Source organism: Natrinema gari JCM 14663 (genome assembly GCF_000337175.1).
GTDB lineage: Archaea > Halobacteriota > Halobacteria > Halobacteriales > Natrialbaceae > Natrinema > Natrinema gari.
On the sequence record NZ_AOIJ01000031.1, the window covers coordinates 41,067 to 66,153 of the forward strand.

Below are 25,087 nucleotides of genomic sequence, written 5' to 3' on the forward strand. Positions count from 1 at the left end.
CGTTCGACATGACTTTCGAAATCCCTCTGGAAGGGTTCGGAAGTCGATCTCGGGGTGTTCCAGCACCCCGAACCGCTGAAGGTTCTTGCGAGACCGACTTCCCAGTTACAGTGAATGGTTGGTCCGCCTAATACTTTTCCACGTAGTAACGGGATCTATACCAGCTACTGACCGGACACTTATCGGCCAGTGGCGTGAATCAGTCAGTATATCGGTGTACATATGAGTGCTGTTTACCCAGTTACGCGGGAGATGCGCCAGCCGGCGGAGTGGATGCGGTCGCCAGCCGATGACCGTATCCTTGAGTTGATGCACGACGAGGGGAACATGACGCCCCGCGCCCTCTCCCGTGACGGGGATATCCCTCGGATCGATATCAGTCGCGACTACGCTGGCGATCGCTGCCGCGAGCTGGCGAAGTACGGGCTGCTTGAACGCCTTGATCGGGGTCTCTACCGTCTCACTGATCTTGGCGAGGCCTATCTGGAGGGCGATCTCGACGTAAGCGAACTTGAAGAGGTCGACGATACGATGGTCGACGAGTGAACCTCGCACTATAACTCACCCCGAACCAGTTCCATCGCGTCGGTCATCCAGTTGGGAAGTGGCCGCGCCGGCGGATCGCGATCGACGCATTTGCCCTCGTCGTTGAACTCGAGGAGCCACTCCTCTTCCCCGTAGCTGATCGAGATCGGTCGGCCGCCATCGGAGCCGTAGGCGATCTCTACCGTGGCTCGTATGGGCTCTTCGGGCGGGGCCTCTTTCCCGAGGTCCTCCGCGAGGTCGATGTCGATCGTCTGCCGGTCTCCTGTCGTCGACATGGCAACTGCTGGTGAGGGGTGCTGTCCCCTTTAAATCGACTTAGAATTCCGAATAATCGCACCATCCTGAAGGCCATGTTGTGACCGACCACATCATTTATGGAAATTGCAAGGCTAAAACCTCCCCTTCAACGCGGGGAGGATGTCAACTCCGTCTGCTCGTCTTCTGGGTCTTCGGCGCGTTCTACCCTAGCGGCATGGCACTTTCGAACGCGGTGTCCTCCGGGCCGTTTGCATTTCCTCTCGGGGTTGGCTCCGCAAGATGGGCAAGGAACCGTGCGAGCAGCGGCGTGGTCTGGTTGATCGTCGTTGCCCGGCACCTCATTGGCGAACTTCCTTGCGCGCTCACGAACGCGCTCACGGCGTTGTGTTCGAGTCCCGGTGTATCCTTCCGGCGGTTCCCACGAATCTACAGCAAACTACCCTTCCGCAGTATCTTCAAGCCAAAGCCACTACGACGGGTTAGGCGTATTCCCGTTGATATTGATGTACTGGCCAAGCGTCGGATGCGGGCGTTCATCCGCGTCCTCAAGTATCTGTTCGCCGCAATTACACGCAATTATCAATCACCGTCGGTACTAACCAACCAGTATATTCAAGTGAGAAGAATTATATAAAAATAATAAATAGAGTTTATGCCTGGGACTGCCAGATCTGTACTGAGTATTGGTTCTATTGGTATTAGTATCCTGTTTATTATATATCCAGAATTTATGGAAAGAATGCGGATTAGGACAGCTGCAGACCCACAACCGTCAGAATGGGCAATCAAACGGAATCGTTACTTTGTGGGTCCACTCTGGATAGGTATTGGTATATTTGCATACATTGCATAACTTTATAATAGAGTCCATTGCCACCACGACTCAAACGCGTTAGTGTCAACGGTGATTTCGAGGAACTCTTGGGCGGCGATGACGCCGGCCGGCGGATGCTTGTAGACGTGCCCCCATGCTCCACCGGAGAGTTCAATCCGATACCAGCCCGTCTCGTCGCTCACCTGGTTTCGAACTTTGAGTTCAATCCGCGGGAATAGCAGCGGTCCACGGACACGAACAAACGCGTTCTCAATTGACTTGTGGGCCGCTTCGAGATCGGTAATCCAGTCAGGTTGAGCATCGGCAGCGTTCGCCTTAGGATAGGAGGACCCGACTGGGTCGAAGTGGGAACAAGAAACTCCACGGCTGGGAGTTCGACCGGTTCACCACGTTGCTTGAATACAAGGCGGAGGAACACGGCATCCTCGTAGACCGAAAGAGCGAGCGAGACACGTCAAAGACGTGTTCGTGTTGTGGGCGGAAGCGCGAGGCGAACCGCGTGGAGCGTGGCTTGTATGTCTGCGAGTCGTGCGGGGCGACAATGAACGCGGACGTGAATGGTGCGGTGAATATTCGTAGGAAGATAATCCTCCTACAGAGGATATGAGTAACGGTCGTTTGGCACGGCCAGTAGCCTACCTGTTCAACCAAACTTCGGGATCGTTCCACCCGAGGGAACAGATGGGTTGCGAACCTTAATATCCCAACGCTCGGGAATCCTCGCCCTTTAGATCGGGGGAAGATGTCAAGTGGTTGTTTAACCGTACTAATAATAGAAGTAATGAAAAGTTATTAGAAAATATAGATATAATACAAATAGTGTGGACCGAAGAAACATCCTGGCTTGGTGCCTTAGTGGTGGGATCATCGGCATCAGTGGTTGTAGCGGCCTGCTACCGAATGAAAAGGAAGAGACATCGAGTCAATTCGATCCTTCTCCATTTACAGAAATCGAAGGCACTCAGTCACCTGATGCAGTGTTGATTATAGACGAAGACGATACTAATTCGTTTGGAACGGCAGTTGCTGCAGCAAACCAGACAGTATTCGTTGGTGCCCCAGAGGCAGAGACAGCAGCAGAATCTAAATCAGGTGCAGTGTATGGCTTTCAGAATGGTGACGGAGAATGGAACCAAACAGCTAAACTTGTCGTGCCAGAGGAAGGTCCAGATGACTATGGCGCCAGAGTAGCAGGAAGCGAAGGGACTGTCCTCATACGAGATGACTCAAAGGAAATGGTTCCGATAACAGTCATTGAATGGGAGGAAAACGGATGGCAGCAGACATCAACCATCTCCCCCTCGACATATACTGGACCTCTCGCAACAGCCGACTCAACTGCTGTTCTTGGAAGTGCTTCTGATCAATCTATTGGGATTATATACGAGCGTCAGAGTGGTGAGTGGAAACAGCAAGAGTCCATCTCTGTAGATGGGAGAACTGGCAATGACCGATCAATCCGATCCGTTGCAATTGATCACGGAACGATAGTCATCGGAGAGACTCCTAAAGGTGGGAGGGTAAATACTGGGAAAGCATACATCTGTGAATATTTGAATGATAGTTGGAAACTCCAATCTGAAATCACCAGTGATGCTGAACAAGATAGTTTTGGGACTTCTGTTGCAGTTCACAATAATATAATAATAGTTGGGGCCCCTATAATAAAACCGTGTGGTGCTTCTCAAAAGAGGATGGTGGATGGGAACAAAACCAGCGCTATTCTGTCACGAATGACGAGATGAGCAACAGTTTCGGATGGTCCGTTGATCTCGGTTCGCAGGGGGCTATTATTGGTGATCCACACTATGAATCTAGTGGAGGATTCTATCACATTGCCGATCCAACAGATGATGAGAGAGAGGGAACCTACTATACAGGATCTGAATCAAGCACTAGTTTTGGTAGCAGTGTTGCAATAGCGGACAACACAGTAATCGTTGCTGATAAAAACCAGAATACGGCTTACCTCTACACCTTATAACTCAATATAATAACATTAATGCCACTATTATTCATGTCTAGTCGTAAGAGTACTAAACCCAATTATGGAGATGCAAGGAGAAAGCCCCGCCCTTTAGAGCGGGGAGGATGTCAAGACTGAGTGGCCGCTACTGGTAACTCGAGTTGCGGTTCGACGTCTCCGTCGATCACGCGGTAGGTTCGGTCGCGAGTTGGCCCCTCATATCCGATGAGGTTGTATTCTTCGAGCTTTTTGAACTTTCCTCGTCGGGCCCGTTTGCCGATCGATGTCGGGGCAACACCGTGGTAGACCTCTTCAGCGATGGTATCGTAGCGATCATGCAGCGCCTCACCGGAGATTTCGCCAGCCTCGTGGATAATCGCGTACAGCACCTGGTGGTGAAACGGCAGCGACTGTAGGTTCAGCTTCCGGATTCGATGCTCCGCTCGCTCTTTGCCGGCCTCGATATCCTCATCGTGGATCCGCAGATGGCCCTGTTCTCGAGCAACATGAGCCGCTCCCCATAGCCGCTGGATCCCATCGCGGGCGACGCCGGCGACCGCGTCCGCGAGCCAGCGGAGTTGCTCAGATGTGACTACCTCTCCAGTGTGGAACCCCTGCCGTGCTCGACGCTCGAGGATGTCCGCGAGTTCAGGAACACGGTAGCGCTCGAGCGCGATATGGTTGCGGTCGAACGAGTGGCCGTTGTCGACATTCAGTCGTGAGAGCCACTTCTGTTTCTCGTGCGCGATCACGATGGCCGTTACGTCCTCAAGGGCGAGCAACTCGCCGACCGCGTTCGTCGCCGGAAGGTCATCGCCCTCGTCTAGGACGACGACGGTCTTGCGATCGATCGCCTCCCGCAGTTGTCGCCGGACTTTGTCTGTCGGAGTCGACTTGGCAACGCCGGCGGGCCCGTTAGGAAGCCCCTCCAGAGTTGCCCGAAGGATCCCGGGACCCGTCTTGCCGAGTGCCTTGATGTGGACGCGGTCGGCACCGAACCGCGTCTGGTAGCGATCGAGTGCCTTGCTCGCGAACAGTGATTTTCCAACCCCGCTCGAGCCCGTGATGAGGATCCCATCCGAACTCGTAGCCCCAGTGAGCTGCTGAAAAAGGTCCTGCATCTCCCCCTCACGATACAGGAGTTCGACCTTGTCGAAGTTGTCGTCGAAGACCCTCGGATCAGCAAACATACACACAACCTCTATCACGTCGGTTAAAAATACTACTTGCAATTCCGAATCTTCACCTGCGAAAACAGCGGTCGTATTAGGACCGTCTACCTGATCAGGAACCGTTCGCGCCAGAAGTCCGTACGAGTCCAGCGCTGCGGGCAGTCCTGGGCGTGCGGGATCTCGTCGATGTTTTTCGCCCGCCGGTGACAGGCCTCGCACATGATCTCGCCGGTCGGTTCGCCGATCTTGAAGCCGTCGACGTCGACCGGCGTGTCGCTGCGGACGACCCGGTACTCCGTCTCCGGGGCGAGTGCGTCCTGATTCATCATTCGGCCCCCATCGTCAGGACGACCGGCCCGAACTGGACCGACCGATCGCCGGCGTGACGTAGGACCGTCGCGAGCGTACTGCTCGGCTTCGGCCCGACGACGATCTCGTTCTCACCGTCGTCGGTCACATCGGCCAGCCGTACGAGCGGGAGCCACTCAATGACCGCCGCAGCGACGCCGCGAAGCACCGACATCTACCGCACCTCCAGAACGAGGAACAGCCCCTGAGATTGGACAGTTCCGACACCGCAGTCGTGGTCGACAAGGATCCGGAGGACGCCCGGCGGGACGCGATCGACCTGCGCCCCGAGGATGATCTCGAGTGCGCGCTGGCCGCCGATGGCGCGCCGGTCGACCAAGTGGACATCGTGGACGGTTGGGTGCGAGGGAGCGGCCTCGGCAGCGCCCTCGGGGTCGGCCGTCTGGACGCTCATCGCGACCACCGTGGTTCACCGGAAACATGCTCTCCGAGCTCGTCGGCGACGTCATCGGGTTCGAGCGGTGCCGGGACAGAGTCCGCGCCGGTAGCGAAGGCCACTCGTCGGATGTGCTTGCAGCGCCGGTCGCGGTACTCGTAGTCGGGGCACTCGCAGGCCTCAAGGTGCGCGTCGACGAGGTACTCCGTACCACTCTCAGAGACGACGAGGTAAATCCTACCCGGGCGACCTCTCGCCCACGCGCAAGGAGTGCGTTTGAATCGATCGTCGACGAATTGAGGGCGTACCGCTGCCGGAGGTTGTGGAGCATCCACCGCGCCGACGCAGTCTTTCCGACGCCGCTGGGCCCGTGGATCAGGATGTCTTTCGCACCCAGCCCGTGCTGTGTCGGTCCGAGAAGTCGTGAGAGCGACTGTAGTTCGGTGTGTCGGTGGAAAATCTTGGTTTCGTACGCGTCGTCGAAGACCCACCGAGATTCAATCATAACTGACTGTTTTGATAACCATCATAAAAGCCGTGGTGGGCGGCGTTTCGGAACAGTTGGGGGAAACATAGTACGTTCGCACACCACCTCTCTGCAACTACTCGACGAATGACAAGTATAGGCGAAGGCGTTGCCGGAGCGACTATTTACCTCTCCGAGTGGTGGCAGAAACAGCGTGCTGAATACAGAGAATGAGTTCAGCACGACGACTTCGTTTGATTCATGTCGAATTAGTGAACAGTGAATTAGCCGTTCCGCAGATGTGCGAACAGCACGAAACGTCGCCGCCACCGACTGATTTTAGTAACTCACGAGAGAATTTGTGTTCATGGTGGATCTCGGTATTTTGTTGGCGTTCATTCCGGCAGCCGTCCTCATTGTGATTACGCCCGGGCCAGATACCGTCTATAATCTGACGGAGAGTCTGCGTGAGGGCTCGACCGCTGGGATGTTTGCAGCGCTCGGTACCGCCACTGGGATACTTGTCCATACTGCTGCTGCTGTCCTTGGGCTCGCCACACTCCTTCGGACGAGCGCCACTGCGTATCAACTTGTAAAATACATCGGCGCCGCATATTTAGTGTACCTCGGGGTGCAAACCCTCCGCAACGACGAAGAATTCGATATTGAGACGACGCTCGGTGGAGACGACCGCTCGTACGTCGAGTCGTACAAGGAAGCAGCTGCCATCAATATCTCGAATCCGAAGGTTGCGATGTTCGTGCTGGCGTTCTTCCCGCAGTTCATCCCATCATCGGCAAACGCCACCGTCCTCATGTCGATTCTCGGCGTCGCTTATGCCGTAGTGAGCATTGTGTATTTTGCCGGTGTCGCGCTCTTAGCCGACCGCGTCCGCTCACTGCTGGTTGACTCAGATCTCACCCAGCGCGCAATCCAATATGGCAGCGGCAGCGTGCTCTTAGGGTTCGGCCTGAAACTCGCTCTCGAAAAACGCCCTACCACCTGAGAACAGAGACCACTGTACTGAACAATCACCACTTTCACAGACCGAGCCGAATCCCGAGGAACATTCGCGCTCTGTATTCAGCATGCTGTGAACAACATCCATCAGAATTGGTAGAATTGCGGGCAGTCAATAAGCACATCGATGCACCGGTTGGTACTCAGGGATAAGGGTGAAAATATCCTTCTGAGAATAGTTCTGTGACTCCCTCAACAGCTGTGGAAACAAGAAGAAATCACCGCTAATCGCGACACCGTCCGCACACTCAAGGTCGATGTCTTCGACGGGCTCACACCCAGTTTCGCGCCACTGACAACCGTTCCACTCGAGGGTCATCCGAAGCCACTTGCCGTCGGCGCGTGGCCGGAACGAGATCTTCCGCGGCGGGCCACCGGCTGGCCGATACTCGACTCGGACTGTGATCCAGACGATGATCTCTGACGACCTTCTCTCCCGCGACAATCTCGAGGACGACGAGTGGGCCCAGACTCCGCACCCCGGGCATCTGGTCCCCGACTCGATCGATCGCGATCGGGAACTCGAAGCGGAGCTCGAGAACCAGCAGAACATCGCGGACGCCGCCCAGCAGATGGCGGCCGCGCTACAGAACGGAGCCGACGCCGGCGATGCGGTCCCCGAAGAATTCGCTGCCCAGATCGAGGCGAAGAACGAACGGATCCGCGACCTCGAGGACCGACTCGAATCGGTCACGGACGAGCGTGACCAGCTGCGCGACCGCGAGCACCTGACCGCCGCTGGAGACTTGCTGGACGAGTTCGACGAGCGCGGCACCACCATCGGCACGACAGAGATCGACGGCAGTCACGCATCGAACTCCCCGTGGCCTCCTTCTCTAACGCCAAGCCCTTCAGTGAGCGAGTGAGTCAGTCAAGACGGCGGACGGTCATCTCGACGGGGTCGTCGGGGCGGAGGGTGATCGAGGGGGCAAAGGAGAGGTCGTCGTGGGGATCGACGGTCCACTCCTGCGCGATGGTCGCCAGGACGAGGCGAGCTTCGAGCATGGCGAAGCGGTCGCCGATACAGCGGCGTGGGCCGCCGCCGAAGGGGAAGTAGCCGAACTTCGGAAGCGAACTCTCGAACTCGTCGGTCCAGCGTTCGGGGCGGAAGGTCGTGGGGTCGTCGTAAATGCGGTCGTCGTGGTGGATCACCCAAGGGTGCATCGTGACGGTCGTTCCGGCCGGGATCTCGTAGCCACCCAGGTTGTCAGGTTCGGTGGCTTCCCGGACTAGTTCCCAGACGGGTGGATAGAGACGCATGCCTTCTTGGATGGCCTGTTCGGTGTAGGGGAGGTCGTCGAGGTCGGCCATCGTCGGAGTCCGGCCGTCGAGGACATCGTCGAGTTCAGCCTGCAACTGGGCGCGTTGCTCGGGATTGCGGCCTAGGGCGTGCAGTGTGTGGGTTAGCGTCAGTGCCGTCGTCTCGTGGCCGGCGAGCAGGATGGTGATGATTTCATCACGAACGCGTTCGCGTGTGATGTCCTCGCCCTGTGCCGCGAGGAGGATCGAAACGATATCGTTGCCGTCACCCTCGTCGTGTTTCTCGACGATGCGGTCGGCAACATCCTCGAGCGTCTGAATGGCGGCCTGATACCGGCGGTTCTCCGGCGTCGGGAGCCAACTAGGTGGATGGTACTGGCGTTCGGCGTAATCCATCACAGCTTCGAGCGCGTCGCTGACGTCGCCTTGCTCGTCGGAAACGTCGACATCGAAGAGCGTCTGGGCGGCGATTTCGACGGTGAGGTGCATCATGTCCTCGTGGATGTCACGCGTGTCGCCGTCGGCCCACGAGTCGAGCAGGCGCACGACGCCGTCGGTCATCTGCTGGGAGTACTGTTCGAGCATCTTCGGATGGAAGGCAGGTTGCATCCGGTGGCGCTCCTCGCGCCACGCAGACCCCTCGCTCGTGAGCAGACCCTCGCCGAGCGCGTCGCCGAGTGCCTCCTGAAAGAGGTCGCCCTTGATGTAGGACTGGTTATTCTGGACGAGTACCTGTTCGACGAGTTCGGGGTCGCTCACCTGATAGATTGTCGTACCGGCGACATTGAAGGACGCCACCGGCCCGTACTCGGTCGCGGTGTCGGTGACGAATCCGAGTCGGTCGTCAGCGAATTGGAGAGTGTTGCCTACAAGTGGGTAGCCGGTCGGTCCGGGCGGTGTGTCGGTGTGATTCGTCGTTGCCATTGTATATAAAGAGACGTGCCCACGGCCAATCGACCTACTGCGGGCGAAAACTGGTCATTTAAGACAGACGTGGCAGCAGCCGGGCCTCGATCTTACGGAGATGCTCCGATGCGGTGCTCTCGGCGCATTCCGCGGCGGCTGCGACATCCTCGATGGTGGCGGTGCGTGGCGTCGCGTAATATCCCACGTCGATGGCAGCGTCAAGGACAGTTCGCTGGCGGTCGGTCAGGGCGGATCGAGCGGCGTCGATCTCCGGGTTGTATGTGCCCAACTGCTCGATACGGACGTCGGCCGCGGTGTCGGTGGGGAGGTCGTCCATCGCGTCGTGAAGCGCCGCAGACGCACCTGCGATGCGGACCGTCACGCTCTCGGCTCCAAGTTCGATCGGTAGATCGACGAGCAGCCGATGACGTTCGACAATCCGCAGTAACTCGGCCAGTTCCGATGTCGGGTGCGAATGCATGAAAACGTACAGATCCCCGTTCTCGGTGTCGAAGACATCGTAGGAGATGGCGTCAGCCCACGATTCGAGGTCGGCGACGACGCTGTCACGGGACGCCTCCAGCCGACAGAGCTGAACGAGCGTCCCGTCGTGGAGGTAGTTCATGTTGCATAGCGTGCCGCGGTCCACATCCAGCCCGGGAATCAGCGCGTTACCGGTCTCCGACGTTGGCGTCCGTGGAAAGGTGAGCGTCAGGTACCGCATACCTGTGGTTGAATCGGCCACCCCAATACACTGTCGCCGGTTTCGAGCCAGTCGTGCCAGTCAAGGATGTCGTAGGCGCTATCCCCAAGCAGCCAGGTCGGTGTTTCGACGGCGAGCGCGTCACGGGTGACGCTCATCGCCGTCTGTTGGGATGCTTGCTTGGCCTGTGTGAACTCCATCGCTATCGGGATTTTAGCGCCGGTTGAGACGATCGTACAGGCGAAGCCGTAGTAGTACTAATACGAGGACGTCGTCGACGTTCTCGAGGAACGCGACCTTTCTGACTAACTCTTTCTCGAAGTCTGTTCAGTACATCCCCAACTCTTCCTGTATACGATACTCTAACCGGGAAATTCGATCCTCCAAATTAGACACTTCATCATCGACATTATTCTCTATTTCTTTAAATCGCCCCTCGAGTACTCCGTATACAGAATCTGGGTCAGGATCGGTCACTTGATCAATTTCTGCAACAGGGCTGATTCTGGGCCCATCTCTTGTGAAATAGAGACCTGCGTCTGCATCATCCGCGGATGATACATACCGATACGTATACTCTGAATTCCAATACCGATCGAAAAGTCTGTCCGCAACAATCGACTGGCGAGCAGCTTTTGCACCTTCGATAGCGTCAGTACCAGTAAGATCGGCGGGGAACACATCCGAATGCTCCTCCAGAAGATGTTCCTCAATTTCGCAAATATTGAAGGCTTTCTCCTTGTTATTTCTGAACAGATTATTTATCTCAGCCACCACCGGATCGTTGAGCTCTGCATTTTTCCCACGTGTCAGAATTAACATCAACCGGCATATTCGTCTCTATTTATCTATTCGATAAAGTAGTACCGACAATGCTTGTTTGTATACAGGCCTCGGCCATGTATCTTAGATATGGTCCTTAGATTAGATTCTAAGATAACTCACTTACCAATCATTCTTGGGAATCATCAGGCAGAGCGCGAAGATGTCGTTACCGATCAACGGTATCTCGTTCGTTACACTGCCTATAGAAACAACTCCCAAATAACAGATAAAGGTCATATTCATTACTACCCAGCCGGAGAGGATGATTTGGTCTTCGACATTCACTCTCCTGGTGAGTTGACCCGACGGTGAATGTGTGTTGTGTGTTCAGCACGGCTTTGCCAACCTATATGCTGTTTTTAATAAGGGACCTCGTCTCTCGACCATAGAAGAATTCTTCAAAATCCGTTTCATAGCTCTCACTGAACAAATCTGCGACTATCCTCCGAGTAGTGACTATATCGATAGCGTCAGCGGTGAAGTGATCGGGTTAGGGCGAATACGAGCAGCGGGATGAATGCGACGATGTTTCAGGCTCGCCATTGGTCGTTGGGGAGTCGGTCATCGTTCCAACGACCGACCAGATTGTGGGTCTGAGTATTGAGGACGGTAGCGAACTGTGGGCTACGTCTGAGACATCTGCAGCGGGATGTGTTCCTGTCAGCCGTGGTCTGCTTTACACGTCAGGGAATCCGGTGACGCTGCAAACAAACTGTGACTAATCAGGACGAACGGGGTACTTCTGGGTTGGAAATGAGTAACTCCTGGCGCTTCCTGATCCACTCACCGAACTTCTGCTGGAGGTACTGACGAACCGTCGACTGGGTGAACACACCCTTGTCGACCATATCGCTGACGACATCTTTCAGTGCCCGGAACTGTCCCTGCAGGTGGCCGTCGCCGACCGGCTCGCCATCGTACCAGCACACCGTGGCGAGCGCTCCGTTCCCGACCGTCGCTTCCTGTTCGACGGTCTCGGAATCGTACTGGAGCCCGAACCACAGCGTCCGATAGGCAGTCACCTCGAAGGTCGGCGACACCACGTAGAACGCCTCGTGGTGGAGATAGTCGAGGTAGTCAGCGACGATTTCGTCGAAGGTGAGCCCGGTGGCACGGGGTTTCGGCTTGACGATCGTCGACGGCCGATCCTCGCTGGCGAGGTACCCTTCGACAGCGTCTGTATCGGGACCATCAGCCAGATCGGCACACAGCTGTTTGGCCCAGTTGGAATCGGTGTCGTCGCCACCGAACGGCGACCCAGCCGTGATTCGGTGTTTGAGCTTCAGGTTTGGGGCGCCCCAATGCGAATAGTGGAGCGTGTACTGTCCGTCTGTGCGTTCGTACGCAACGAGTGCGCGGTGTCCCATCAACTAATCACCTCACGGGACGATTCCGACTGGATCGCCCCGCACCCTTCCCGGGGCACGAAAAACTCCAACAGTAGTTGCCCGTGAAATTTCCATATTCGAGATTGATACAGGTTCTCAGTGATGTCCAGCGGGCCGAACAGCGGCGCTACAGCGCACACGGATACCAGTCCCGGCAGGACCTCGACATCGTCGCCAAGCGCACTCGGCCGTCCGGAGAGTCAGGGCGGTTCGACGCATATTTCCCCGTCGGTGGCGACCTCCTCGTGAATGCGTCGCTACGGGACGGCCGGCCGGTTCTTGCTCTTGTGTGCCGTCTGGGGAACAGCGTTCATGGCGACGGACGTTGGCTTGGCCGATCTCCCTGCGGTGCCGTTCGCGGCCGTGCGCTTCGACGTCGCCGCCGCGCTGCTGTTCGTTGCCGTGTTCGCCTCCGGCGCGGATGTCCGCCCCCGGACTCGAGACGACTACGTCTACGTGCTGGTCGGTGGCGCGCTCATCATCGGCGCCCACCACGCGTTCCTCTTCGCCGGCCAACGGTACGTCACGGGTAGTGTCGCTGCTGTACTGTTGGGTCTCGTCCCCGTGGTGACGCCCGCGCTCACGCGGCTCGTCTCCACCGATGAAGAGTTCACCGTCCCCACCGCACTCGGCGTTGCGCTCGGGTTCGCCGGCGTCGTCATCATCGCTGACCCCGACCCCACGAATATCACAGACAGCGTCCTCGGTGTGTCGCTCGTGCTGGCGTCCGCGCTCGCGTTCGCCGTCGCCGCGGTCGTTACGCACAGCCGATCACCGTCGATGCCGTTCCTCTCGACGCAGGCGTGGATGATGGCTACCGGTGCCGCCGTCCTCCACGTCGCTGTGCTCGTGCTCCCCGGCCAGTCGTTTGCGGCCGCCACATGGACGCTGTCCGCGCTCAGCGCACTTGCGTATCTCTCTGCGGTCGCCGGCGTCGGCGGCTTCTTGCTCTACTTCACGTTGCTGGACGATCTCGGCCCTATCGAGATGAGCTTCATTGAGTACGTGATTCCTGTGTTCGCGGCGCTAGCGGGCTGGCTCGTGCTTGGGCAGGAAGTGACACCCGCGACCGTCGGCGGGTTCGCGTTCATCGTGGCAGGGTTCGTTGCCGCGAAGTGGCGGACGCTGCGTTGGACGTAGTGGCGCGTGGGTGCCGATCACTGGAGGAAGTTTTCCTGAACGCATTCGTTGGGTGTCCGAGTAGCTGACAAGTGCGGCGTCCCATCGGGAAATCACTTCACGGGGCAATTTCGACTGGATCGCCACGCACCCGACTCGGAAGACGAACAACCCTACTCGTCGATTGGGTCGGAGGAACTGAGGTCTGCGTGGAGGACTTCACCCGCCGTCTGAATATCAAACTCTTCGTCAGCTTTGAGGTGGTCGGCAAGGGTCCAGAGGAACTCGTGGGTCACGATGCCACCCTCGTAGTCAGGGAGGCCGTTTTCACGCGCCTCGTACACCTCGAAGTCATCATGGCCCCAGATCGAAAATTTCCCCTCCTCGCTCACCCCCCCCCCCCCCAGTTGAGCATTCCGAAGCAGTAGTTCTCACAGAGGNCCCCCCCCCCCCCCCCCCCCCCCCCCCCCCCCCCCCCCCCCCCCCAGTTGAGCATTCCGAAGCAGTAGTTCTCACAGAGGTCATCCAGCCGGTTGAGGTCACTGAGGATACAGTGCATCCTGAATCCCTGCTCGAAACTGCTGATTCATTGGAAGCGCCTCACGGCTCGGCGGCGCGGATAGACGCCGCGTTGTCGTTCAATAGACCATGACCACAGACGATTCAACTGAGGCATTCGCTGGATTGTTTGCAGACTCCGACGCTGAGCCGGAGTTCCTGACAAAGCTTCGGACTCACGACCCAGACTTCGCAGACTACGTTGCTGCGATCGCACGAAACGCTGATACAGATGACGCGCTATCCGCACAGACGAAGACGCTAATCACGCTTGCCCTCGATGCCGCCGATGGAAATACAGCAGGTATGAATAATCTCGCTGCCGTCGCCCGCTCACAGGGTGTATCCGAACAAGAACTCGCCGAGACGGTGAAGATGATCGCCAATCAAGGCGGCCTCGGAAAACTTGCGGTCGCCGCCCACGCCCTCGAGGAGGAGACTAACCGTCAGTCGTTTCAGTAGGTTTTGTGCCCGTCTCATCGACCCACTCTGCATTCCACTCGTCGATTGCAGCGAACACTGGCTCGAGTGCCGCACCTTTCTCAGTCAGGCTGTAGTGGGTCGCGACGGGTGGGCCTTCCTCGACACGGCGATCGACGATCCTGTCCTCTTCGAGTGATTCGAGGACTCGCGAAAGTGTGTACGAGCTCGCTCCGGATGCTCGTTTCAGCTCGTTAAATCGATGGTCGCCATCGAACAGGTTGTACAGAATCCGAAGCCGCCACTTGGTTCCGAACTGATCAAGCGACTGGACGCCTGCACACGCGTTTGGCGTGCGTTCGCGAACCTCTCGGAGGTTGTCATCGATCTCCTCGTCGGGCGCTGGAACCATACCAGCTATACGGCAGCCCCCAATGTAAGCGTTTGTCTTGGATCGTCTTGTGCCGCTCAGATACTGATGAGCGTACCGGCTGTGCAAGTGAGTTACGTCTTTATAGTAGCTGGTAGCGCGACTTCTATATTTAGATGAGGGCAAACGGGAATGACTGAATCGGAAAGTAAGTTGGTATCGCTCATGAGGGCATCTCCAGTAGGCTACGGTCGTTCAGCCTTTAGGAACGAATCAATTCCGTCGAACAGTCGATCAAGCGTCGTTTTGTCTGTGAATGGGTTCAATAGGACGACTCGGAGCCACCGTGTGTCCCGATAGGTCGGTAGCGAGACAAAGACGGCCTGTTTGGAGAGCAGGTAGCGCTGGAGCCGTCCGTTGAGTGCATCTCGCTCGTCCGGTGGACACCAATCGGGCGCGGCACGGAAACAGACGATATTCATCTCTGGCTCGCTGGCCAACTCCAGCGCATCCTGGTCAGTGACGCGGTCGCGAATCACAGTCGTCAGGCGATAGCTTTCGTCGATCAACTGTCCGAGTCCCTCACGACCGAGATGCTGGAAGGTAAGCCAAAATTTCAGAACCTCCGCCCGCCGGGTCCCTTGGACGCTCAGTTCACCGCGGTTCGGAATCGCATCGTCGCCGCGCATATACGGCGCCCCAACCCTGAAATCCTGCTGCAAGATGTTCAAATCGGCGAACAACGCTATCGCGCATGTCTTCGCAACATAACACCATTTCTGGGGGTTGAACGTCGCTGAGTCGGCCTCCTCGATTCCATCAAGTCGGTCCCGTTCGGCTTCAGAGAAGAGGAGGGCCCCGCCGTAGGCCGCGTCGACGTGGAACCACAGGGCATGCGCATCGACTACATCACGAATCGCCGGGAGCGGATCAATGTTCCCAGTCGTGGTTGTGCCAGCGGTCGCGACGACACAGAACGGCGCGCGACCGTTTTGTTCGGCCTGTTTGACTGCCTGATTCAGCGCGCTCGGCTTCATTCGAGAGTTCGCGTCCGTTTCGACAGCGATGACGGCGTCGGTCCCGAGCCCCAGTAGCATCGCGGCTTTCTGTAGGGAGGTGTGTGCCACCTTTGACGCGAACAACACCGGCTCACCATTCAGTCCGGCGATCCCACCCTCGTGAACATCGAATCCCTCGTTCCGAGCGACCGAGAGGGCATGTAGGTTCGCGAGTGACCCCCCGCTGGCGAGGACTCCGCCGGCGTTGGGGCCGAGGCCGAATTCGCTGGCGATGGTCTCGGTCAACTGAACCTCGAGTTCGGAGAATACTGGCGACATTTCCACGCTCAACATATTGTTGTTGACCGCCGATGCGACGAGGGCACCCAGTACCGACACCGTAGTCGGCATCGTATCCATATGACCGATATATCCCGGATGAGCGGGGTTCATCGATCCCGCAACGATCGTCTCGAGGGCGTCGAGAACGTCGGTCTGGGACCGTGGTGATTCTGGGATCCCCCCCATAGGGATGGTCGACTCGGCAGGTAACGGCAACCGTTTTTCGGCCGCTCCGAGCTGTTCGAGGAGCTGATCGAGTACGTTCTCGGTGAGATCCCGGATGGCTTCGGCGTTATCCCCACGCGGATCGATGAATCCCGTTTCGGGCGAGTTGGAACGGTTCATATGACCGCTTCTTTCTCGCTCTCTGGTAACTTAGGGACTCGTTGGATCGATGTTACTCACGTCCTATTCGTTTGCGACCGTGAGGCATCGTAAAATCGATATTCGGTCCGACTGGGACGAATCCAGTCGGGTTGATGTCCGTATGACTCCGGTAGTAGTGTTTCTTGATGTGATCGAGGTTAACCGTCTTTGAGACGCCATCGTGTTGATAAATGTCGCGCGTGTACCCCCAGATGTTGGGATCGTCGACGAGACGCCGCACGTTACATTTGAAGTGTGTGTAGTAGACGGGGTCGAACCGGACGAGCGCGGGGAACAGTCGAAGGTCCGCGATGGTGAGCGACTCGCCGACGAGAAACCGCTGGTCGGCAAGGATCTCCCCCCAGTAGTCGAGGGCGTCGAACATCGTCTCGACCGCTTGCTCGTAGGTGTCCTGTGAATCCGCGAAGCCGGCGGTGTACGCCCCCTGAAGGATCGGTTCGTATATTTCCTCGACGACCGCGTCGATTTGGTCGCGTTTCCCTGTTGGATACAGGTCGTACTCGTCGCTCTGGTCTGCGAAGCCTGTCGCGAGCGTCTCCATGATCTCGATGGACTCGTTATTGACGATAGTCTCTGTCTCGCGGTCCCAGAGAACTGGCGTAGTAACGTCACCTGTGTACTCTGGGTCGGCTGCCGTGTACACTTCGTGGAGGTAGTCCGAGCCATGGATGGAATCGGGCGTACAGCTGGATTTGTCGGGAGTGAACTGCCAGCCCCCCTCGCCTCGGTACGGGTCGACGATGTCCATCGAGATGACGTCCTCGAGGCCCAGGAGCTTCCGCACTAAGACAACGCCGTGGGCCCATGGACAGGCCCGGGCGATGTACAGGTGATAGCGTCCCGATTCCGGGGGATATTGCGAGTCAGGAGAGATCCGCTCTCGGAATCCGTCGTCACTCCGCTCCTGGTCGTTTTCAGTCAGTTCGTCAGACGTCTTCCAGTGGCCGTCGATGAGGCGTCCCATGTGTGCTGAACTGTGTTCTGTTGGTGGTCGTGGGCGTGAGTCGATTATGCTGTCTCTGATACGGGTTCTTTGAGTTCGATGAGGTAGCCGAACGGATCTCGAACGTAGATCGCTGGGGCTTCGCCGGTTGCCCCGTCAGGCGTGCCTTCTCGCTCGATAATGACGCCGGCGTCCTCGAGTTCTTGCTTGACATCTTCGATGTCCTCGTTTAGGATGATTGCGAGGTGGTCGAAGTTCTCTCGCTCGGGGTGGACGAACTCGTTGGTCGGTCTAACGTGGATGATTGTGTCTTGTGCGAGCCGGAAGTGGAAAATCGGCGTGTCGCCCTCCTCGTAGTCCTCGAATCCTTCGAGTGGGAATCCGAGATGGCCCTGATAGAATTCGATTGCGTGCTCGATCTCGTCCTCCGGAATTCGGAGGTGAACGTGGTCGATGCGTCGTGCGTTCATTGACCTGGATTGATATAGAACCGTCTGTCGAATATAGTTCAGGCAATCTGTGTCTGATCAGGTCACACGAGGCTAACCACCCCCATCGGCGAGAAGCGAAACGGCTGTCGACCTGAAAAATCACGAATAATCTTCTCGGCGTCTCAGTACGTTCCAGTTCATTCATCAATGAGCTCACTCACCTTGGAGAGGACAGCGCACAGCGGTCATCCCAACATCCCGGTCAGCGTATCGCGGTGCGTCCGAATTGTCGCCTTCGAGGCGTTCGCAACGTCCGCGGCCTCGGATTGTGTCAGCCACCGCCCCTCCTCGCGACCGGCCTTGTAGAGACAGGCCGCTGCGAACCCGGCCGGATGGACGCCCGTCGTGACGCCGCGCTCTTCGGCCTGCTCTGCGAGGGTTCGGGCCCGCTGTCGGATCTCGTCCGGACACTCGAGGTCCGAGGCGAGTCGTGGCACGAACATGCTGGGGGAGACGGGCTCAGCGGGGAGGCCCAGCTCTTCGTTCAGCGTTTTGTACGCGTTCGTGACCCGTGGCTCCGCGACGCGGGCCATCTCACTGACCTCGCCCACCAACCGCGAGAGGCCGTTACACCGGCAGGCCCCGTACACGCTGGCCGCGGCGATGGCCTCGATGGATCTGCCACGAAGCAGATCCTCGTTCTGAGCGCTCCGGAAGAGCTGACACGCCTGGTCGCGGACCGAATCGGAGAGCTCGAGGGCACTCGCCAACCGGCGCACTTCGCCCAGTCCGTGTGCGAGATTCCGTTCTGCTTTCAACCGCCAGCGACCACGGGTCTGCTCACGGCGCATCCGCGTGAGTCGCCGTCGCTTCTGCCCGGAGATCTCGTTCCCTTTCGCGTCGGTGCCGCGACCGATTTCCGTCGACAGGCCGCGATCGTGGCGGGTGGCAGTGAGTGGGGCGCCCGTTCGTTCGCATTCCTCGTCGTCGTACGCCCGCCACTCCGGCCCGTGATCGATACGCTGTTCACCGATGATCAGCCCACAGTCCTCGCAGACTGTTTCGACAGCGTTCGTGGTGATCCGGCCGTCGTACTCGGGACACTGATTCGCACTCGATTCCGTTCGGACGTCTTCGTCGAATCCGTTCTCGTAGATGTCTCTGGTTGCCATCGTTCTCACCATGTTCAGGGAATCCGCCAGTACAGCGAGCACCTCACCCATCTATGGGGCTAAAAAACCCAACTTGGACGCGTAACTAACCTAAGAGTGCCGAGACCCCATTGATTGGATACTGAGAAGATTATCTGCTGCTAATGGCTAAAAACACTCATACATCAATGACTTTTGTAACTGTAGAACGGTGTAACATTCTATATATGATGGGATACATCTTAGCTGGAAAAGAGGAGAAAATACAATAAAAAGCCAATCTCTCCCCTAGAGGTAGTGTCATGACTCTTCGATACTGATTCTGATTCCGATATCGTCTGAGATGTCCACGGTGAGCCGGTATTCAATCTGCATCCGGACGCGTTGGAGCAGGTCGCGTATATCGTCGTCAGATAATGCCTCATACTCTTCGTCTCCCTTGACCTCACGCATGAGTTCGCGATCTGTAGCTGTAATCTTAATGTCGACAGGCGCGTCCGATTCACTCCTTTCTGTGAATTCGGGTTGGGTCGTTGGTTCGGTCAAGAGAAGTATGTCAGGTTCCATCTCGGGCTCGCTGTAAACAGGAACAGTGGGTTGATCGTCTGTGTACTGGAATCCGCCGATACAGTGGCCGGATTCAACATAGTCCGGATCGAACGCGTCGCTATTACGGATGGCAAGTCGTGGCCGATACCGTCCAGCAATCAGTGCGACCGGATTCTTTCCAGCACAAAGTTCTGCGACCCGATCCGGCACTGCATCATGTGACGACACGGTCTCTGCCGTAAGATACGGGTTGCACTCGTCCAGCATGCGTTCGATAACGGCGGTGACGTGAGACGCGATATTGGTATCAAGATGCTGTACATAGTCTACGCGCTGGTCTTCAATAAAGGGTTGCTTCGGATACCACCGTCGATAACCCGATGGCGGAATCGCATCTGGATTATCGAGTTCGTCTTGGGTCCACCAGTCGAGATCGATTAACGCTTGGCGAAGGGTGAAGCTGTCGACAAACTGGGAAACGTAGCTATCTTTGTAGTTCTCGACTTTTTCGGGATCAAGAGCTGCTTCGATAATCCGGTCTTCCTCGCGTTGTTCTAAGATATCCTGCATCTGTGTGTCCAAGCTACGAAGCAATTCTTTGCGTTTCTCAAACTGGTCCAGTTGCTCGTCTGCGACCGGAAGTCGGTTGAACACGTCTTCGTCAAGTTCGTCTAACGTTTCTTGGAAACCAGGGTATGCCTGCTTGGTTACATCGAGTTCGGTCAAGGGGTTGTCATCGGGAGCGATGTCATCACCTGGGTAATCGTCGGGATTCAGGAGTAGGAGGCAGAGCATGCAGTAGAACTCTTTGAGCCATGTATGGGTGGCTGGAAGGCTGGTCTGGACGTCTTTGAACACATCCGAGTCTTCGGATTCCCATTTGAGCAAGCTCACGATCTGGGGGTTTTGGCGGAGTCGCAAGTAGATCTCAGAGAGCTTGCTGATGGAAACCAGACTATTACTGATCGAATCATCGAACATACTGGCGAAAGCGTCCTCGGGTAATTCTCCCTTTTTGAATGCGAGGAAGGCGCGTGCAGCTGCGATGAACTGCAAGTGCTCGAATTCTTCCCGGAAGAGGCCAATGACGCGTTCCTTCTCGTTGTATGCATCTAACCGGGTTTGCAGTTGGTCGCGCTCTTCGTCAGCATCCGCTTCCTCAACCTGACGTTGGAGCTCATAGATATTTGGCGAGGATCGTCGTGGGTCCGCTAAGATGAACTCGTCCTCGCCCAGCGACCAGACATTATTGAAGGTCTTCGCATCACCAAGATCGATGGAATGACGGAACACGTCTTCCAGCACTTCATACCAGCTTTGGATGTTCGCTGCAACTTCGTTGACTTCGTCTTCTGTCTCAGCCCTGCCAAGTTCGGCTGTCAACCGGGTCTGAAGGTTTTCGATCGAGACGAGGAATCCGTGTACGAGGTCATCTGTACTATTCCCTGACTGTGACGTCAAGACCTTGTAGTAGTTCGTGTAAAGGCCAAGGAATTTGTCGAACAGGGTTTTCTCTCCTTGGAGATGGTACCGCAGACAGATATGGAACGTCTGTGCCCTTATTGTGTTTATCAGCTCTGCGTTTCCTGTATCGGCTGCGGCATCGAAGATGTGGTAGAACTCTCGATGGATGCGGTCGATGATTCCAGTTGAGGTGCTTGAGGACGCGATCGGTGAATGCGTGACGTACTGCAGAATGTCGGTGTAAAACTCCATGTGGCGGCGTAACCCCGAGGAATTCAGGTTGTTGATCGCTTGTTTGCAGGAATCATTGATGTAATCCAGATTGCGGTCGATCTGGTCCTCTCCTGTATCGAAGGGATGAGAGTCACTGCAGGTTATTGCCTGCGCAAGAACCTCACCGACGCGGCGAGGAACATCGATAGTTGCGCCGTTACGGGTGTTGACTGATAGCACCGGTACGCCAGCGACTAACTTCTGTCCCAGTTCCACGTTGAGTAAGAGCTGGATATCTTCGGGATCAGTACCTTCGTCAGGTGAGGCTTCCACCTCGTTGAATGCCTGTATCAGCGTCGATAGGTTCACATCTGCGGCGTGACCGATGGTGTCAATCTCATCAGCGGTGTAGAGGTCGGTTCGCTGGCTTACCGAATGAGAGTCGCTCTGTAACTGGGCATAGTCGGGAAGTGTCTCTCTGGGAATATTGTTCGCAATCCGTTGACGGGCGTCGGTATCCACTTTCCGGTCGATACCTCGCTCGATTTCCTGTTGCATGAACTCGTCTTTTGGATCGTAGAAGATGAGCCGTGCAACCCGGTAGTAGACATAGCCGATGCTGGTGATCGTTCCGACGAAGAGGAAGAAGATCACGTCAGTCGCAAAGGCAGTGGTCGTCTCGCGGGATAGTTGGAAGTAGGCGTATGCCATGATGCCGCCGGTGAACAGGGAGAAATAGATGACTGGCATGGCGCGCGCAGCTGCTAAGAAGTCCTGCATGACACCTTCCTGGTACTGACTACGGTAGATCTGGTCCAGAAGGAAAATGAGGACGATGAAGCTGAGGCTGGTAATCGTGAGCTGAGCCTGCCAAGTAGTCTGCAGCTTGTCGAAGCTGCCAGTAGTCAGGGGTGCGAGAATGTGTGCAAGAGAGAATGCAATGAGAATTCCCGCGGGGATGACCCATAGGAAACTCCAGTGGGTGAGCCAGGACTTTCGTTCCTGAAGAAGTTCCTTGAGTAACCACAGCCACCCTTCCTGCTTTTGACGTCGCAAGAGCGTCTTTACACGAAGTGAATTCGACGGGAAACGCAGCCAGGGAGCACGGTCAATTACTGCTCGCAACAGGTGGCCAAATCACAAAATAGAGGAGAAGTACGGCTGCACCCAGCAGAACGACAACAGCACCGACATCGGAAAGGGGCGGAAATGACAGACCAAACATCAAGAGTTCAACTACCATCTCCTTATGCGAGGTACATAAATCATCAGGCGCAGACCACACACTTCTCCCTGCCAGAGAGCTACTCGTATGAGATGAGGACTCCCTCTTCGGTCTCCACTTTCGTGCCCTCTTCTCGGAGTATGGCTGTATGTGAGAGATTTGCAGTTCCATCGGTTGCCGTGCCTCTGGGAGCATCTGCTCGAAATCCGGTGATGCCGGGGTAGATTCCTTGCTGCCGTTGGATCACATGTGTTTTCGTCTTTGTTCCGGCGTCTGATTCCGTGACAAACCGGATCGAGTATTGTTTTGGTGTATAGAGATTGGCATAGTGGATGGTGACCAAGATATCTGTCCGCAATGATTCGAACAGCACCCCAAAGGTCACACCTACAGTGGGACGCTCGATCCAGTCATTGAACTCTATTCCAAGACGACGAAAGACAGTCTCAGCGGAAGGCAACTGTTCGCCCAGTGCGTCTTGCGATCCAATGGAGGCCGCGGTTGGTCCGATTTGCAAAAGGTGTGGTACCGTGTCTATTAGTGGGATGGTAGTGTCCATAGGAATGCGACCTCTCCTTATTGTTTTATAATAATATCAGAATAAAATATTTATTATCTAATCTATATAAAATATCCCATGGGGCTTGTTAATAGTATTTACTTGGGTTCGAGACGCTGCTGTCTTCTCTAAAGAAGGACCACTCACGAAGTGCCATATTCAATGAATACAGCTAAATTAGTTGTCGACAAGTCGTAGAACAGTAAAAATGATCAAAGTGAGTGGGAGGATATACACAAGAAGGATAGAAACTGTACCTAAAAACATATTAACTTCGCCACTACTCCCAGAATCCATTTGTATGTAAATAAGGACAACAAACCAAAGAGTTACTAACTGAATGACTGGCGTATCTTCCATATCCCATCAATGAATACTGGTTTATTCAACAAGGTGTTTTCGATGAGTGTTCAGGTTTCCTTACCAGTCAACGCATCATAGAAGGCTGGAAGCAAGACTCTGGACGGCCCTCTGAATTCTCTGACAGCGTCCGTCCTCACTGGTTAGATACTTCTACCGCAATAGTTCCGGTTGCATTGACCCTGATCTTGTAGCCACAATATTGGAAGATCAGCTTGAGTTGCTGAGTCTCACTCTGTCTGAATAACCGTTCAACTGCTTCGGGATCGATTGAATCGTACAGGGGAGGGAGTTCTTCCACCTCTTTTTCTGTAAGTTTGGATACAGTTTCAACGATTCTGAATACTATTGTCTGCTCTGAATGTGGATCGTATTGGGTTGTAACCATCATCTATTCTCTCACTATAAGATTCGTATTCGATGAACATAAAATGTAGCTCTAGAATGTGTGTTGTAGCACGTACTTTGAAGACGCTATTTTTGAAGGCAGAAAATCTGTATAAGAGTGGGTAGCAGCCATGTAGGATTGTGCCTATATGGTAGACGACGATGGAAGAAGTGGTCCGTTCACGAAGCAGGTTTCAGACGATGAATTACTCGAGTACGTAAAAGAAGAGGAAGTTGTGACTACCAAAGAGGTCGCCGACCATTTTGACTATCACTTGCAGACTGCCCGGCGACGTCTGAAACAACTCCATCAACAAGGTCGGTTGAACCAGAAAGATGTCGGCAAGCGCTTCGTCTGGTGGCTTCCGCGCAACTAATCCCGCATGTGGACGCCGAATCAGTCGCCCTGACCGTTGAGGCCTAGGAAAACGCTTCCACATCACGAGCGGGCACGAGTCCGGCGGGGCGGTCACGTTCGTGGTCTAGGACAGAGACCTGTCGGTCAAGTACGACGAGAACGAGTCGAGGACTCCAGCCGACTGGATCGACGAGGCCCACAGCACCGCGCTGTCGGTCTCTCCCACCGCAGCTGAACCGCTGCCCGCGGGCTAAGGACCCCGCTTACTCCTCTGTCCGACGCTGTTTCTTTTCCGCGTGAACAGAATCCCTAAAAACGGTCAGATTGATCGTTTCATATGGGAAACATCGAGTCCAAGACGTTCATCGTCGACCGGTTTGAGTTCGTCCAGACGTGGATGAAGTGTCTGATATACGACCCGGGCGACGATCCGTATCCAGATGTCCTCTTGAACACTTGCGGGCACCCGTGTCTCCCGTTCGACGCCCGTCACCGGTGGTCCTACGTGAGGGTCAACCTCTCGATCTCACGCGAACCGACTGGCGTCAGTATCGACATCGGGCCCGCTCGGTCCGTGACGGAGTTCGAAACAACGTTCGAACGACAGTCCGACAGACGCCACACTGCAGCGTGTATGGGCGCGGAGAGATACGAGTATGATCTCAGCCTCGAGAGCGAGTGTCTCCCGTCCTGGGTCGCAGAAAGTGACGAGGCGACCGGGTACGCGACCGTCGAACTCACCTACGACGAGGAACTGACGAAAGCGGAAGAGGAGTTCGATGACGAGGAGATCGAACGCAAACGCGAGGAGTTCCGGGCGCTTTTCGACGACTGGGACTCAGAGTATGGCCCGGACGCGACGCCGAGTCAGTGACGGATCCTCGATCGTCAACCTCCCCTCCAGCCCGGTCCGTGGAGAGCGTCGATTTCTGATCAGCGTCCGGTGGCGTGGTGCCGTCGTTGTACTGACCGAGTTCAGCGTCTGATTCTTCCATAAACGGGAAATCAGTCACCCATCCAAGTTCGTCTCGTCTCTTCGTTCACTTACGGTTCAGAGAGTCGACTTCGTTGAGCGCTTCTGTCGCCACATCACCGAGTTCGCCGGCCTCGATGTGAGAGTACCGCTCTCGAACCATCTCTTCGGAGTTATCGAGATACCGGGC

General features: G+C 56.0%; 27 protein-coding genes and 5 pseudogenes. 10 read left to right on the forward strand and 22 right to left on the reverse strand.

The window, feature by feature from the left end; translation table 11 throughout:
• Positions 1-222: 222 nt before the first annotated feature.
• Entirely contained in the window at positions 223-546 is a 324-nt protein-coding gene (locus C486_RS02145; protein WP_083865984.1) for a hypothetical protein, read from the forward strand.
• A gap of 8 nt (positions 547-554) precedes the next feature.
• Here C486_RS02145 and C486_RS02150 read toward each other — a convergent pair whose 3' ends face one another.
• Together C486_RS02150 and C486_RS22915 are read right to left on the reverse strand one after the other, a co-directional pair.
• Positions 555-821, reverse strand: coding sequence for a hypothetical protein (locus tag C486_RS02150; RefSeq protein ID WP_008452527.1), 267 nt, complete (start codon positions 819-821; stop codon positions 555-557).
• A gap of 128 nt (positions 822-949) precedes the next feature.
• Positions 950-1,141, reverse strand: a complete 192-nt coding sequence (locus C486_RS22915; RefSeq protein WP_449289187.1) for a zinc finger domain-containing protein — start codon at positions 1,139-1,141, stop codon at positions 950-952.
• An 835-nt stretch (positions 1,142-1,976) separates the two neighbouring features.
• On the opposite strand from C486_RS22915, the pseudogene C486_RS19870 reads away from it, so the two are divergent.
• The 3 genes and pseudogenes from C486_RS19870 to C486_RS20750 form a co-directional block, all read left to right on the forward strand.
• Positions 1,977-2,338 (forward strand): annotated as a pseudogene (locus C486_RS19870) (zinc ribbon domain-containing protein); the annotation flags it as partial.
• Positions 2,339-2,460: 122 nt separating this feature from the next.
• Positions 2,461-3,384, forward strand: coding sequence for a hypothetical protein (locus tag C486_RS20745; protein ID WP_152419106.1), 924 nt, complete (start codon positions 2,461-2,463; stop codon positions 3,382-3,384).
• Positions 3,381-3,623: a hypothetical protein gene (locus C486_RS20750; RefSeq protein WP_152419107.1), complete on the forward strand. Its 243-nt coding sequence runs from the start codon at positions 3,381-3,383 to the stop codon at positions 3,621-3,623. The genes C486_RS20745 and C486_RS20750 overlap by 4 nt, the downstream gene beginning before the upstream one ends.
• A gap of 110 nt (positions 3,624-3,733) precedes the next feature.
• On the opposite strand, the gene C486_RS02160 is transcribed toward C486_RS20750, so the two are convergent.
• The 5 genes and pseudogenes from C486_RS02160 to C486_RS22640 form a co-directional block, all read right to left on the reverse strand.
• Positions 3,734-4,795, reverse strand: coding sequence for a Cdc6/Cdc18 family protein (locus C486_RS02160; protein ID WP_008452532.1), 1,062 nt, complete (start codon positions 4,793-4,795; stop codon positions 3,734-3,736).
• 86 nt (positions 4,796-4,881) lie between these two features.
• The gene (locus C486_RS02165; protein WP_008452533.1) at positions 4,882-5,103 is read right to left on the reverse strand and encodes a hypothetical protein; all 222 of its coding nucleotides are present in this window, start codon (positions 5,101-5,103) and stop codon (positions 4,882-4,884) included.
• A complete protein-coding gene (locus C486_RS02170; RefSeq protein ID WP_008452535.1) occupies positions 5,103-5,300 on the reverse strand; it encodes a hypothetical protein in 198 nt (65 codons plus the stop codon). Before C486_RS02170 ends, C486_RS02165 begins: the two co-directional genes overlap by 1 nt.
• A complete protein-coding gene (locus C486_RS02175; RefSeq protein WP_008452537.1) occupies positions 5,301-5,540 on the reverse strand; it encodes a hypothetical protein in 240 nt (79 codons plus the stop codon).
• Between the two features lie 265 nt (positions 5,541-5,805).
• A pseudogene (locus C486_RS22640) lies at positions 5,806-6,027 on the reverse strand (AAA family ATPase); the annotation flags it as partial.
• Between the two features lie 328 nt (positions 6,028-6,355).
• Between C486_RS22640 and C486_RS02180 the strand changes: the two are divergent.
• Together C486_RS02180 and C486_RS22740 are read left to right on the forward strand one after the other, a co-directional pair.
• Entirely contained in the window at positions 6,356-6,994 is a 639-nt protein-coding gene (locus C486_RS02180; RefSeq protein ID WP_008452539.1) for a LysE family translocator, read from the forward strand.
• Positions 6,995-7,421: 427 nt separating this feature from the next.
• Positions 7,422-7,874: an HFX_2341 family transcriptional regulator domain-containing protein gene (locus tag C486_RS22740; protein WP_049910049.1), complete on the forward strand. Its 453-nt coding sequence runs from the start codon at positions 7,422-7,424 to the stop codon at positions 7,872-7,874.
• A gap of 1 nt (position 7,875) precedes the next feature.
• On the opposite strand, the gene C486_RS02195 is transcribed toward C486_RS22740, so the two are convergent.
• The 5 genes and pseudogenes from C486_RS02195 to C486_RS02210 form a co-directional block, all read right to left on the reverse strand.
• A complete protein-coding gene (locus C486_RS02195) occupies positions 7,876-9,192 on the reverse strand; it encodes a cytochrome P450 (RefSeq protein ID WP_008452544.1) in 1,317 nt (438 codons plus the stop codon).
• Positions 9,193-9,250: 58 nt separating this feature from the next.
• Positions 9,251-9,898 (reverse strand): helix-turn-helix domain-containing protein, encoded by a 648-nt coding sequence (locus tag C486_RS02200; protein WP_008452547.1) that lies wholly within the window; start codon positions 9,896-9,898, stop codon positions 9,251-9,253.
• Positions 9,899-9,900: 2 nt separating this feature from the next.
• Positions 9,901-10,134: pseudogene (locus C486_RS02205) on the reverse strand (transposase); the annotation flags it as partial.
• Positions 10,135-10,204: 70 nt separating this feature from the next.
• Complete coding sequence (locus C486_RS20760; RefSeq protein ID WP_152419109.1) at positions 10,205-10,699, reverse strand: hypothetical protein; 495 nt, start codon at positions 10,697-10,699, stop codon at positions 10,205-10,207.
• A gap of 725 nt (positions 10,700-11,424) precedes the next feature.
• Complete coding sequence (locus tag C486_RS02210) at positions 11,425-12,069, reverse strand: DUF6735 family protein (protein WP_008452550.1); 645 nt, start codon at positions 12,067-12,069, stop codon at positions 11,425-11,427.
• A 270-nt stretch (positions 12,070-12,339) separates the two neighbouring features.
• On the opposite strand from C486_RS02210, the gene C486_RS02215 reads away from it, so the two are divergent.
• Complete coding sequence (locus tag C486_RS02215) at positions 12,340-13,230, forward strand: DMT family transporter (protein WP_008452553.1); 891 nt, start codon at positions 12,340-12,342, stop codon at positions 13,228-13,230.
• A gap of 152 nt (positions 13,231-13,382) precedes the next feature.
• On the opposite strand, the pseudogene C486_RS02220 reads toward C486_RS02215, so the two are convergent.
• A pseudogene (locus C486_RS02220) lies at positions 13,383-13,705 on the reverse strand (hypothetical protein).
• 152 nt (positions 13,706-13,857) lie between these two features.
• Between C486_RS02220 and C486_RS02225 the strand changes: the two are divergent.
• Complete coding sequence (locus C486_RS02225) at positions 13,858-14,229, forward strand: carboxymuconolactone decarboxylase family protein (RefSeq protein ID WP_008452559.1); 372 nt, start codon at positions 13,858-13,860, stop codon at positions 14,227-14,229.
• On the opposite strand, the gene C486_RS02230 is transcribed toward C486_RS02225, so the two are convergent.
• From C486_RS02230 to C486_RS20770, 8 genes are all read right to left on the reverse strand, one after another.
• Complete coding sequence (locus tag C486_RS02230) at positions 14,207-14,599, reverse strand: winged helix-turn-helix transcriptional regulator (RefSeq protein WP_008452561.1); 393 nt, start codon at positions 14,597-14,599, stop codon at positions 14,207-14,209. The genes C486_RS02225 and C486_RS02230 overlap by 23 nt on opposite strands.
• Before the next feature lie 203 nt (positions 14,600-14,802).
• Positions 14,803-16,242, reverse strand: a complete 1,440-nt coding sequence (locus C486_RS02235) for a pyridoxal phosphate-dependent decarboxylase family protein (protein ID WP_008452562.1) — start codon at positions 16,240-16,242, stop codon at positions 14,803-14,805.
• A gap of 52 nt (positions 16,243-16,294) precedes the next feature.
• Entirely contained in the window at positions 16,295-17,248 is a 954-nt protein-coding gene (locus C486_RS02240; protein WP_008452564.1) for a glutathione S-transferase family protein, read from the reverse strand.
• Between the two features lie 44 nt (positions 17,249-17,292).
• Positions 17,293-17,697, reverse strand: a complete 405-nt coding sequence (locus tag C486_RS02245; protein ID WP_008452566.1) for a VOC family protein — start codon at positions 17,695-17,697, stop codon at positions 17,293-17,295.
• A gap of 206 nt (positions 17,698-17,903) precedes the next feature.
• Entirely contained in the window at positions 17,904-18,830 is a 927-nt protein-coding gene (locus C486_RS02250; RefSeq protein WP_049910051.1) for a transcription initiation factor IIB, read from the reverse strand.
• 279 nt (positions 18,831-19,109) lie between these two features.
• Positions 19,110-22,160, reverse strand: a complete 3,051-nt coding sequence (locus C486_RS02255) for a hypothetical protein (RefSeq protein ID WP_152419110.1) — start codon at positions 22,158-22,160, stop codon at positions 19,110-19,112.
• Positions 22,161-22,339: 179 nt separating this feature from the next.
• Complete coding sequence (locus C486_RS20765; RefSeq protein ID WP_152419111.1) at positions 22,340-22,819, reverse strand: hypothetical protein; 480 nt, start codon at positions 22,817-22,819, stop codon at positions 22,340-22,342.
• Positions 22,820-23,315: 496 nt separating this feature from the next.
• Positions 23,316-23,570 carry a HalOD1 output domain-containing protein gene (locus tag C486_RS20770; RefSeq protein ID WP_160164286.1) on the reverse strand — a complete coding sequence of 85 codons (255 nt, stop codon included), beginning with the start codon at positions 23,568-23,570 and terminating at the stop codon, positions 23,316-23,318.
• Positions 23,571-23,715: 145 nt separating this feature from the next.
• Between C486_RS20770 and C486_RS19885 the strand changes: the two genes are divergently transcribed.
• Together C486_RS19885 and C486_RS02260 are read left to right on the forward strand one after the other, a co-directional pair.
• Entirely contained in the window at positions 23,716-23,943 is a 228-nt protein-coding gene (locus tag C486_RS19885; protein WP_008452572.1) for a DeoR family transcriptional regulator, read from the forward strand.
• Between the two features lie 318 nt (positions 23,944-24,261).
• On the forward strand, positions 24,262-24,798 hold the full coding sequence (locus tag C486_RS02260) for a hypothetical protein (protein WP_008452574.1): 537 nt from the start codon (positions 24,262-24,264) through the stop codon (positions 24,796-24,798).
• A gap of 166 nt (positions 24,799-24,964) precedes the next feature.
• Here the strand turns inward: C486_RS02260 and C486_RS22745 are convergent.
• A pseudogene (locus tag C486_RS22745) lies at positions 24,965-25,087 on the reverse strand (site-specific integrase); the annotation flags it as partial.